The organism is Arthrobacter sp. HMWF013, from assembly GCF_003061105.1.
Classification (GTDB): Bacteria; Actinomycetota; Actinomycetes; order Actinomycetales; family Micrococcaceae; genus Arthrobacter.
Genome location: NZ_QAIQ01000156.1, coordinates 1 through 10,678, shown reverse-complemented (window position 1 = coordinate 10,678; position 10,678 = coordinate 1). Strand labels below are relative to the sequence as shown.

General features: G+C 66.6%; 10 protein-coding genes. 6 read left to right on the top strand and 4 right to left on the bottom strand.

Features of this window, described 5'->3' with window-relative positions:
- The 4 genes from DBR22_RS07215 to DBR22_RS07200 form a co-directional block, all read right to left on the bottom strand.
- A partial coding sequence (locus DBR22_RS07215) for an FAD-dependent oxidoreductase (protein ID WP_146187419.1) occupies positions 1-408 on the bottom strand: 408 nt, incomplete at its 3' end.
- Entirely contained in the window at positions 405-599 is a 195-nt protein-coding gene (locus DBR22_RS07210; RefSeq protein WP_108598444.1) for a ferredoxin, read from the bottom strand. The genes DBR22_RS07210 and DBR22_RS07215, both read right to left, overlap by 4 nt.
- The gene (locus DBR22_RS07205; protein WP_108598443.1) at positions 596-1,768 is read right to left on the bottom strand and encodes a cytochrome P450; all 1,173 of its coding nucleotides are present in this window, start codon (positions 1,766-1,768) and stop codon (positions 596-598) included. The genes DBR22_RS07210 and DBR22_RS07205 overlap by 4 nt, the downstream gene beginning before the upstream one ends.
- Before the next feature lie 53 nt (positions 1,769-1,821).
- Positions 1,822-3,543 (bottom strand): MFS transporter, encoded by a 1,722-nt coding sequence (locus DBR22_RS07200; protein WP_108598442.1) that lies wholly within the window; start codon positions 3,541-3,543, stop codon positions 1,822-1,824.
- Positions 3,544-3,797: 254 nt separating this feature from the next.
- On the opposite strand from DBR22_RS07200, the gene DBR22_RS07195 reads away from it, so the two are divergent.
- The 6 genes from DBR22_RS07195 to DBR22_RS07170 all read left to right on the top strand — a co-directional run bounded on the left by DBR22_RS07195 (position 3,798) and on the right by DBR22_RS07170 (position 10,634).
- Positions 3,798-4,808 (top strand): phosphotriesterase, encoded by a 1,011-nt coding sequence (locus tag DBR22_RS07195; RefSeq protein WP_258229079.1) that lies wholly within the window; start codon positions 3,798-3,800, stop codon positions 4,806-4,808.
- A 42-nt stretch (positions 4,809-4,850) separates the two neighbouring features.
- The gene (locus DBR22_RS07190; protein ID WP_108598440.1) at positions 4,851-5,804 is read left to right on the top strand and encodes a phosphotriesterase family protein; all 954 of its coding nucleotides are present in this window, start codon (positions 4,851-4,853) and stop codon (positions 5,802-5,804) included.
- Positions 5,805-5,870: 66 nt separating this feature from the next.
- On the top strand, positions 5,871-6,995 hold the full coding sequence (locus DBR22_RS07185) for an FAD-dependent oxidoreductase (protein WP_108598439.1): 1,125 nt from the start codon (positions 5,871-5,873) through the stop codon (positions 6,993-6,995).
- Between the two features lie 3 nt (positions 6,996-6,998).
- A complete protein-coding gene (locus DBR22_RS07180; RefSeq protein WP_108598438.1) occupies positions 6,999-7,934 on the top strand; it encodes an alpha/beta hydrolase in 936 nt (311 codons plus the stop codon).
- Positions 7,931-8,908 (top strand): MBL fold metallo-hydrolase, encoded by a 978-nt coding sequence (locus DBR22_RS07175; protein ID WP_108598437.1) that lies wholly within the window; start codon positions 7,931-7,933, stop codon positions 8,906-8,908. Before DBR22_RS07180 ends, DBR22_RS07175 begins: the two co-directional genes overlap by 4 nt.
- Positions 8,901-10,634 (top strand): CocE/NonD family hydrolase, encoded by a 1,734-nt coding sequence (locus DBR22_RS07170; protein ID WP_108598436.1) that lies wholly within the window; start codon positions 8,901-8,903, stop codon positions 10,632-10,634. Before DBR22_RS07175 ends, DBR22_RS07170 begins: the two co-directional genes overlap by 8 nt.
- The last annotated feature ends 44 nt before the right edge of the window (positions 10,635-10,678 follow it).

The window sequence follows — 10,678 nt, the reverse complement described above, 5'->3', positions numbered from 1 at the left end:
GAGCTGCGCGGGGGAGCCTTGTGGTCCGCCGTCGGCTGCCTCTTGTGATCGCGGAGCGAGGCGCTTCGCCCGGGAGCCGGAGGCGATGACCAGGCCGTCGTATGGCAGCTCACCGCCGCTGTCCAGGTGGACCAGCCGGGCCTCGGTGTCCAGGCCCGTCGCGCTGACGCCGAGAAGCTCGGTGGCTTCGTGGGTTGGCTCGGGGAGCTCGTGGGCCTGGAGGGCGTCGTCGCTGCTCCCCTCCGAAGTGTGCAGCAGTGCCTTGGACAGGGCGGGCCGGCTGTAGGGCTGATGGCGCTCGGCGCCCACCACCGTGAGCTCGCCGTCGAAGCCGGCAGTCCGCAGCGAGTCGCACGCCGTGAGTCCGGCGATGCCGTTGCCGACCACCACGATCCGGCGCATGGTCATGCTGCGGCCAATCGCAGCGCGGCGACCGGGCAGATCCTGACCGCCGCCCTGGCGGCCTCAAGCTCCGCGCCGTCCACCTCAGGCACATCGATGACCAGTTCGCCGTCGTCATCCAGGTGCATCAGTGCAGGTGCTGCTTCCTCGCAGAGGCCATGCCCCTCACAGCGCGGCCGGTCCAGTTCGATCCTCATGCCGCCACCACCTTGGTGACCTCGAGCTTCTCGATGCTCCGCGTCATGTTGCTCGGGACCCGGACCTCGTCGCCCAGGGTTAGCGATTCCACCCTGCGGGCCAGTGCCTCGACGATGGCATGCCCTTCCAGCCTCGCGAGACCCTGGCCGGCACAGCCGTGCGGGCCATAGCCGAAGGAGAGGTGGTCCACCGGGTTGCGGAGCACATCGAACGTGTCGGCATTCTCGTAGTGCCGGGGGTCCCGGTTCCCGGCACCGAAGAGGATGCCCACCTGGGCGCCGGCGGGGATGGTGACGCCGTCGATCTCCACGTCGCGGGTTGCCTTGCGGCCCCAGACATGGATCGGCACCCAGTAACGCATCACCTCGGCGAACGCTGCGGGGACGAGTTCCGGGTTTTCCCGGACCAGCTTGAACTGCTCCGGGTGGCGGCCGAACAGCGCCACGATGTTCCCGATCGAGGCGATGGTCGTATCGACGCCGGCCCCGAGGTACTGGTGGATGATGTGACCCGCAGTGCCTTCAGGGATATCTCCTCTGGTTTCGGCGTCGAAAATGCCGCGGCCGATTGAACCGGGCGCCAGGTCTTCGGCGGTGACCGACGAGCACCAGCCGTAGAGCTCCCCGGCGATGGGGAAGCTCTCCTGGGTGCGCTGGTTCAGCGGGCCGATGACCTGCATGGCGGCCTGGCCCCAGCGCAGCATGTTGTCCTTGACATGACCCTGGAAACCGATGAGGTTGGCGACGATTTCGATCGGGAAGGCCCGGGCCAGGGAATCGATGGCTTCGAAGCTGCCGCTGGCCGCAAGTTCGGCCACCAGCTTGTCAGCCTTTTCGTCGATGACCACCTTCAGGCCGCGGAGGGCGCGGGGGGTCAGGTTCTGCGACAGCGTGGCGCGCAGCTGCGTGTGCACGGGCGGATCGGAGGCGAGCGAGGTGCCCTGCAGGGCCTCGTTCACCATGGGGTTGAAACCGATGCTGGTGGACGAGAAGGTCTCCGGATCGCCGAGGGCGTCGCGGATGGCGTCGTAGCGCGTCAGGACGTACAGATCGTTCTTGGGCAGGTGGACGACGGCGGCCTGCTCGCGGAGCGCGGCGTAGGTGGGGTAGGGATCGACGAGGATGGCGTCATCCCAAATGTCGATGTCCGACTCGATGGGTGCAGTCATGGTGTTCTCCTTGCGGGTTGGTGGGTGGTTGGCCGTGCCGGCGGGCGTCAGTCCTAGACGGTCGCCCCGGCGTTGGCTTCGGTGGTTTCCGCGATGGCATCGGGCGCGGGCGCCGAGGTCCGTGCGGAGATGAAGAGGGTCAGAGCGGCGGAGAGGACTGCCGCGATTCCTGCGGTGAGGTACACGGCCTGGAAACCCTGGCCCAGCGAGGTCCCGGCAACGCCCTGGATCTGCGGCTGCGCGCCGTTGAGGGCCTGGACCATGCCGTCCACGGCCTGCGCGGGTGCGCCGCCTGCCGTTGCCTGGCCGGTGAACTGGGCGATTACGCCGTCCCAGCCGGAGAGGAAGCCCAGCGGCGGCACGTTCGCCAGTCCGCCGACGGCCTCTGCGGGCAGTCCTGCCCCGCTGAGGATCCCGGCAAGGGGAGCCGCGAAGGCCGTGGCTCCGATGCCGAAGGCGATAGCTGAGCCGACCACCGGTCCCAGGGCGAAGCCGAGATCGCGCAGGAGGTTGGTGGTGGCCGACGCCATGCCGATCTGCTGCGGCGGGACGGTGTTGATGGCAACAGCGGTGACGGAGCCGACGGTAAGGGCGAATCCGATGCCCAGCACCAGCAGCGGCGGGATGAAAGCGGTCCACGGGGTGCCGCCGAAGGCCTCGGGAGTGCCGAGGGCGAAGGTGGAGAGCCAGAAACCGGAGACGGCCATGAGGGCGAAGCCCGCGGTGAGCACCCAGCGCGCGGCCACGTGGTGGATGAGCCATCCCACCACCGGGATGAACGCGAATGCGGGCCCCTGGATGAAGACGAAGAGCACACCGATTTTCCAGGTCTCGGCCAGGGCCAGTCCGCTGACGGCGACGCTCGTGCTGAAGCAGATCGCCAGGAAGGCAAACATGCCCGTGACCGCCACCATGCCGGTGATCGAGTAGGAGCTGTTCCTGAACAGCGACAGGTGGATCAGTGGCTCAGCCGTGCGTGATTCGATGACGACGAATGCGACCAGGAGGACAACACCGACGACGTAGCTTGCAATCACCTGGGCGCTGCCGAAGCCTGCATCCACTGCTGTGACTGTGGCGTAGAGGACGGCGATCAGGCCGAGTGCGAGGGTGATCTGTCCGGGCAGGTCCAGCTTGCGGCCCTCGGCGGCGGCGGAATCCTTCGCCCGGAGCGCGACGATAAGGACGAGTACGGCGATGCCGGCGGCAACGAGGTAGGCCGCCCGCCAGCCGCTGAACTCGTTGGGCGCGCCCGGAGCGGCGCCCGGCACTGTGAAGAACTGCGCCGTGAAGCCGGCGAGCACCGGGGAGATCACCGCGCCAAGGGACAGGAATCCCGCCCAGGTGGCGATCACCTTCGCCCGTGCACGGTGGTCCGGGGTAATCGCCGCGATCATGGACAGCGAGATCGGGAAGAGGATGCCGGCGCCGATGCCGCCGACAGCCTGGGCGAAGATCATCATTTCGGTGGTCTGCGCCAGTGCTGCGAGTACTGAGCCGACCACGCTGACCGCGGCACCGGCGTAGAGCAGCTTCTTGCGCCCGAACATGTCGCCCAGGAGGCCCCAGCTGAGCTCAAACACCACGATGCCCATCAGGAACATGCCTGCAATCCAGGTCAGGCCGGCACCGGAGGTGTGGAATTCCACGGCAAAGGTGCCGCTGAGGGCGCCGGGCAGGGCATTGGTGATCTGGGCCAGGGTGACCGCGCTGTAGGCGGCAATGAAGGTGGCGCGAACGGAGCCGCGGCTCTGGACCGGGGGGATCTGACTCATATGAAACTCCTTTGTTTCCGGGTAGATGTGGCGCTCCCCACAGTGTGGCTCAATCCTTTACATAGTGTCAAGCTTATTTGCGAAGCGTTGCTTTCCTAAGCATTCTGCCGCCTTTACGCTTACGCTCCGACTATTTGCTTGACACGATGTAAAGAATTGTGTGATGCTGGCTACACCGCGAGGGAGCGATGGCTCGGTCATTCTCCGCGGCGCCCCCCGCCTTTCAGTTCCCAAATCTTCAAGGGAGAAGCCAAGTGAGTAACACCATCCCCGTCGGTACCGGCGATGCGTCCCCCGCCCCGTCCGGGCAAACCGTCAACACGGTCCTGGGCCCCATTCCCGCCTCTGAACTCGGGGTCGTCGCCGTCCACGAGGCCCTGCTGTCAGTACTTCCGGGCGCCCAGTACGCCCCGGACATTTCCATGGACCGCGCGGAGATCTACGAGGCACTCGCCGCGAAACTCATCGACTTCCGTGAGCACGGCGGCCAGACGGTCGTCGACAGCACCGGCATGTTCCACGGCCGCGACCTCAAGCTCTACGAGGCACTGTCCCGCTCCACCGGCGTCCACATCATCGCCTCCACCGGACTGGGCCCGGAAGAGGAACTCGGCGGCTACTTCCTGACGCCGCAGACCAACCCGCCCACCCCTTGGCCGGCCGAAAAGTTCGCCGACCTCTTCGGCAAGGAGGTCACTGAGGGCATGGTGGTTGCCAGGGTGGAACGCCGTGCGGCCGCCGGCATCGTTGCCACCGTCGCCGACCGCGCCGGCATGACCCCGACCGAGGAGAGCCTCTTCAGCGGTTCCGCCCGCGCCGCCAAAAGCACCGGCGTCGCAGTTTCCATCCGCTTCGGCGCCGATGCGCTGCACGATCTGGACATTGTCCTGAACGAGCAGATCGGAGCCGACCGCGTCCTGGTGGGCGATCTGGACCGCAAGGACGCCAAGGGTGCTGCCATCAAAGTGGCCGGGCGCGGAGCCTTCGTGGGCATTGACCATGTGGGCCTGAACGAGCACGCCGACTACCTCACCGACCATGACCGCGCCGAACTGGTGCTTGAGCTCGTGGAGGCCGGCCATGCCGGCAGGATCATCCTTTCGGGCAACTCGATCGGTGTGGCCAAGGGTGTGGAGGAGTACAACCTGCCCTACAGCCACGTCCTGGCCACGTTCATGCCCTTCCTTAAGTCCCGGGGCCTGAGCGACGACGACGCCCGCCGGATCCTCGTGGACAACCCGCGCAACCTGCTGACCGTCCGCTAAGCACGCCCCCACAACAAGCTTTCGACACCCTGAGGTGAATCAATGACCAAGGTCAACACCGTGCTGGGAACCATCCCGGCCGAAGAACTGGAAATCGTGGCGGTCCACGAACACATCGGCTACGGCATGCCCGGGTCCGAACTGGACACCAAATGGTGGAAAACGCCGGAACAGGCCTACGAGGAGACCGTGCCAAAGCTCCGCACATTCCGTGAGTACGGCGGCGGCACCTTTGTGGACGCCACGGGCATCTGCAACGGCCGGGACGTGGACTATTACAAGTCCCTGTCCCGGAAGACGGGCGTGCACATCGTGGCCTGCACGGGTTTCGTCGGCGGCGACACTGCCCTGCCGCACTTCTCCCGCGCCACGGTGGATTACCTCACCAAAGTGTTCATCCACGAGATCACCGTCGGCATCGGCAACACCGGCGCCAAGGCCGGCGTCATCAAGGTCGGCGTGAGCCGCGGCGGACGGATGACTGAGCTGGACAAGCGGATCTACCGGGCTGCGGCCCGGGCCGCCGTCGTCACCGGAGCGCCGATCCTGACCCACCTCGCCATCGATCCCGAGCCGGCAGTGAGCATCTTCAACGAAGAGGGCCTCCCGCTGGACCGTGTGCTCTTCGGACATGCCGACGACGGCCTGAACGCTCCCGTGACTCCGCACGACTGGATCTACGAACAGGGCGGCCGGATCGGGTTCGACACCTTCGGCTACGACCTCGAACTGCCGGATCCGCCGTTCTGGGGCCGCAAGCGCGCCGAACGCATGGAGCACTTCGTCAGCCTCGTGAACAAGGGCTATGCGGACAAGCTCTTGGTCTCGGCCGACGCCAACTGCAGCCCACTGGGCTGGCCGGGCGTAAAGGGCCACACCATCAACTACATCTTCGAGGACATGATCCCGGACATGCGCGCCGCCGGAATCGACGATGCCACCCTCAAGCTCCTGCTTGAGGACAACCCGGCCGACTTCCTGTCGCTGCACGCCTGACCCCGGACAAAACCACCAAACTTACCCCTCCCAGGCGCGGCCTGGCTCAAGAAGGAGACTCATCCAATGAAGGCTGAAGACATCAAGAACCTCAGGATCGCCATCATCGGCGCAGGCTACGGCGGCGCCGCTGCGGCCAAGGCCCTGAGCCTGCTCGGTGCGGACGTCACGGTCTACGAACAGGCTCCCCAGATGGGGGAGGTGGGCGCCGGCATCGGCCTGCGTCCCGCCACGATGGCCCGCTTCCGCCAGTGGGGCATTTTCGACGCCGTGGCCAACGTCAGCTCGCCGAGCGATTACTTCGAGATCCTCACGGCCACCGGTGATCCGATCATGAAGGACACCTGGCCCGAGTCCGGCGACGAGAAGCAGACCTACCTCATCCACCGCCGCGACTTCATCGAGGCGCTCCTGGGCGTCCTCCCCGAGGGAATGGTGCAGCTCGGCCACAAGCTGCAGGGCATCGAAGAAAAGGACGGCCGTTCCGTCCTGACCTTCACGAACGGGGTAACCGCCGACGCCGATCTGGTGGTGGGTGCCGACGGCATCAAGTCCACGGTGCGCGAGCAGCTGTTCAGCGACAAGGGCCCGGTGTTCTCCGGTGAGCACGCCTACCGCGTAGTGATCTCCGCCGATGACGCCCACGGCATGGTGGTGGATGACAACCTGCGCATGTACATGGGCCGGGGCACCAAGGTCTACCTGCTGCCGCTGCGCCACCGCAACCAGATGTCCTTCGACATCACCGCCCTCAACCCGGACGGCACCTGGGCACCCGCCATCACCAAGGAACAGCTCCTGCAGACCGTGGAAGGCTTCGACGAGCGGATCGTGGCCATCGCCCGCGGCCTGGACATGGACACCGTGAACATCCGCGCGGTCTACGACATCGATCCCGTGGACACCTGGCACACCGATAACGTCGTCCTCATGGGGGATGCCGCCCACTCGATGCTGCACCACCAGGGCCAGGGCGCGAACTCCGCCATCGAGGACGCCGGAGCACTGGCCGACGCGCTGGCCGACGCTGATTCGGTCAAGGAGGCGCTGGCCCTGTTCCAGGCAACCCGCAAGCCGGTGACGGACGAACTGCAGCGCATTTCCCGTCAGGGCTGGAGCGAGGAAGAAGTCAACGATGTCTTCCCGGGCCAGAAGCCCACGTCCCAGCAGCCCGCTGCGGCACAGGCCTGAGCCATGACACTGCACCCCGAAATTGCCAGGATCCTCGGCACCCTGCCGCCGCCTCCGCCCGGACCGCTGAACCCTGTGGCAATGCGCGACGGCGAGGCAGCCCAGGTGCCGCCGCTGGAGGACCGCCTGCCGCTGCACTCCGTTGAGGATGCCACGGCAGTCACACCCGCCGGCGACGTACCGGTCCGGATCTACACTCCGGTGGAGGCAGATTCCTACGGCCTGCTGGTGTACTTCCACGGCGGCGCATTCTTCCTGGGAAGCCTGGACACCCATGACCACGTGGCCCGGGCCCTCGCCAAGGAAACCGGCCACAAGGTCATCTCGGTCGGCTACCGGCTGGCGCCGGAGAATGCTTTTCCGGCCGGGCTGGAGGACTGCTACGGCGTGGTCCGCTGGGCCGCTGAGCAGGGCGGAAGACTGCAGTGGGACGGCAAGAACCTCGCCCTCGCCGGCGACAGCTCGGGCGGAACCTATGTCGCAGCCGTCGCCGCCAAGGCCCACGACGACGGGTTTGGGAAGATCACCCACCAGGTGATGTTCTACCCGTCGCTGGACCTGGATTTCGACGTCGACCGTTACACCTCACTGCGGGAGAACGCCGAGGGGTACGGGCTGGAGACGGCCGGACTGAAGCCGTTCAATTCCTTCTACCTTGAGAGCGGGGCTGATCCGGCGGATCCGCTCGTCTCGCCGATCAAGCGCAAGGACCTCGCCGGCCTGCCGGCCGCGCTGGTCATCACCGGTGAGCACGACCCCCTGCGCGACGAGGGCGAACTCTACGGCCAGCGGTTGAAGGACGCCGGTGTGCCGGCCACCGTGAGCCGCTATGCCGGTGCCGGTCACGGATTCGTCCAGCACTTCTCCTGGATCCCGGATTTCTACCGGCCATTCCATGAGACGGCAGGGTTCCTTAACAACGTGCGGGCAGCGACATGACGGTTGCTGTCCATCCGCTGGTCTCGCCGTGGGGCCGGTTCGGGCTCTACAGCTTCTTCATCGACGCCCCGGAGCCGGCCATCGTGGACACCGGGATCGCGTCCTCGCCGGCTGAGGGCATGGCGCCGGCGCTGGAGGCAATCGGCCGCCGGATCGAGGATGTCCGCTGGATCTTCCTGACCCACGGGCACATCGACCACATCGGCGGCGCGCACGCCCTGTGGGAGCTGACGGGACGCCGCGCCCAGGTGGTCATCCATGAGGCCGATGCCCCGATGCTCCGCTCGCGCCGGGCCCATGTGGACGAATACCTGGCCGGCCGGGGGCAGTATCTGCAGGACCCGGAGGGTGAGGCGAAGCTGACGGCGGCGACCAACGCCGTCATCTCGGGTGAGATGGAGCCAACCATGCTGGTGCGTGGCGGTGAAACCATCTCCCTCGGCGGTGATGTCACGGTCTCTGTCCATTCGATCCCGGGCCACACGCCGGGGTCCGTGGCTTACGTCATCGACGGTCAGGATGACGTGTTCGTGGGTGACGCCGTGCAGGTCCACGGCGCGGCCAACGGCTTCCCCGGCTTCGTGGACCCGGCCGGGTACCGTTCCAGCCTGAAGTACCTGAGCGAGGAGGTCCGTCCCCGGCACCTGTACCTCGGACACCCGTACCGCCGGGCAGACGGCACACCCTACGGCGTCGAACTCGATGCTGAACAGGCCCGGGAAGCACTCCAGGGGAGCCTGGCGGTTGAGGCCCGGCTCAGCGACGCGGCCTGCGGCTGCCTTGCCGCCGGGTTGGAGGAAACGGACTCGCCGTACTCACCGTTCGCCCCTGCGGCAGAGGACCTTGGCTACACAGGGGACCCCGGCCTGGAGCCGTCACCGTTTTTCACCACGCTCCACGGCTACCGCACAACGTTTGACCACTCGACGTTCGACCACACCCCAGAGGATGAGGAGCTACGCACTCATGGATGAGTTTCAGTTTTGGAATGCCGGTGGGGAGAAGATCGCCATCCGCAAGGACCTCCGGGTGCCGATGCGCGACGGCGTGGAGCTCGCCGCGGACGCCTACCACGGCACGGACGAAAAGCCGCGGCCCGCGCTGGTGGCGCTGAGCCCCTACGGCAAGGAGCTGCAGGCCCTCGCGCTGACCACCCCGCCGCAGCGGCGCCCGAGCCCCATGTGGGACGGCTGCATCGAGGCCGGCGACATCGCCCGGATCGTGAAGGAGGACTACGTCCACGTCATCGGCGACCTGCGTGGCTCAGGACATTCCGGTGGGGAGCACATCGGCAACTACAACGCCGGCGGCGTTTCCCTGGGCCAGGACGCGTACGACTTCATCGAGTGGGTGGCCGCGCAGCCGTGGTGTGACGGGAACGTGGGCATGGTGGGCATCTCCTACTTCGGCTCCATGCAGGTTCTCGCCGCGGCCGAGCGGCCGCCGAGCCTGAAGGCGATCTTCGTCTCCGGCGGCCATTACGACTTTTACGAGACCACCTATCACGGCGGCATCATGTGGTTTATGCCGCGTGCTGCCCGTGAAGGCCGCGGCGGGGATTCCGGCTGGGCGTTCACCGACGGCGTGAAGTCCCGCATGATCGAAAAGTACGCCCCGGACGAGCTCAATGAGCTCGTGGCCAAGCGCCTGCAGGACCCGGACGTGGCCGCGTGGCCCAACCTGGTCCACGTCCTGCACTACCCGAAGAACCACGAAGCCTGGTTCGACATCGTCATGAACGAGCTCGACGGCGACTGGTACGAGGAATGCAACCCCATCACCCTCGCCCCGAACATCGACATCCCGGTGTGGCTGCAGCTGGACCAGGGCCGCGGCTGGACCCTGGACGGCACCATCGACCTGTTCAACGAGCTCAAGGGCCCTAAAAAGCTGGATATCGGCCCGTACCCGCCGATGCAGTCCCGTCCCTTCATCGAGGAGCACGACAAGATGTTCCGGTGGTACGACTACTGGATCAAGGGCATCGATAACGGCGTGATGGACGAACCGGCCGTGAGTGTCTTCGTGGAGGGTTCCCGTGAGGTGGTGACCGCTGATCAGTGGCCGCCGAAGGAGATCGAGTACACGAACCTCTACCTGCGTCCGCGCCGCCTGCTGTCCACTGAGCCGGAACTGATGGGAACGGAGTACGCGGCCCCGGACGGTTTCTACCAGGCGCCGCTGACGGTCACGGACAAGGTGGAGATCATCAGCTGGTCCACCCCGGTCTTCGAGGAGGCCACGGAGATGATCGGCACCGGTGCGGCGCACATCTTCGCCGAAATCGACCAGCCGGACACCAACTTCATCCTGCGCCTGTGGGATTACGCCCCCAACGGCAAGCGCCAGCTCATCACCAGCGGCTACCTCAAGGCCTCACACCGCGAGCTCGACGACGAACGGACCACCGAGGGCAACCCCCGCCACCCGCACACCCGTGCCGTGCCGGTGGAACCGGGGCAGATTGAGGAGTACGTGCTACGGCTCTTCCCGTTCGCGAACACGTTCATGCCCGGCCACAAGCTCACGGTGGAACTGTCCAACGACGAACCGCTGGCGGACGAGCACAACGCGCTGCTCCCGCCGGATGCGTTCCACCTGCCGGTGGGCCGTCCGGTCACGCACAAGATCTACCGCGACGCCGCGCACCCGTCCCGCCTCGTCCTGCCGTTCACCACCCGCAAGGCGGCCGAAGGTTAACGACGGCGGGGGCGGGGGCGCGGCGTCGCGGTAGATCTTGTGCG

What these genes read in the sequence shown, in the direction of transcription:
- DBR22_RS07205 (WP_108598443.1), bottom strand. Translation starts at nt 1,768, where the DNA reads ATGACTGCACCCATCGAGTCGGACATCGACATTTGGGATGACGCCATC.
- DBR22_RS07175 (WP_108598437.1), top strand. Translation starts at nt 7,931, where the DNA reads ATGACGGTTGCTGTCCATCCGCTGGTCTCGCCGTGGGGCCGGTTCGGG.
- DBR22_RS07190 (WP_108598440.1), top strand. Translation starts at nt 4,851, where the DNA reads ATGACCAAGGTCAACACCGTGCTGGGAACCATCCCGGCCGAAGAACTG.
- DBR22_RS07185 (WP_108598439.1), top strand. Translation starts at nt 5,871, where the DNA reads ATGAAGGCTGAAGACATCAAGAACCTCAGGATCGCCATCATCGGCGCA.
- DBR22_RS07210 (WP_108598444.1), bottom strand. Translation starts at nt 599, where the DNA reads ATGAGGATCGAACTGGACCGGCCGCGCTGTGAGGGGCATGGCCTCTGC.
- DBR22_RS07170 (WP_108598436.1), top strand. Translation starts at nt 8,901, where the DNA reads ATGGATGAGTTTCAGTTTTGGAATGCCGGTGGGGAGAAGATCGCCATC.
- DBR22_RS07200 (WP_108598442.1), bottom strand. Translation starts at nt 3,543, where the DNA reads ATGAGTCAGATCCCCCCGGTCCAGAGCCGCGGCTCCGTTCGCGCCACC.
- DBR22_RS07180 (WP_108598438.1), top strand. Translation starts at nt 6,999, where the DNA reads ATGACACTGCACCCCGAAATTGCCAGGATCCTCGGCACCCTGCCGCCG.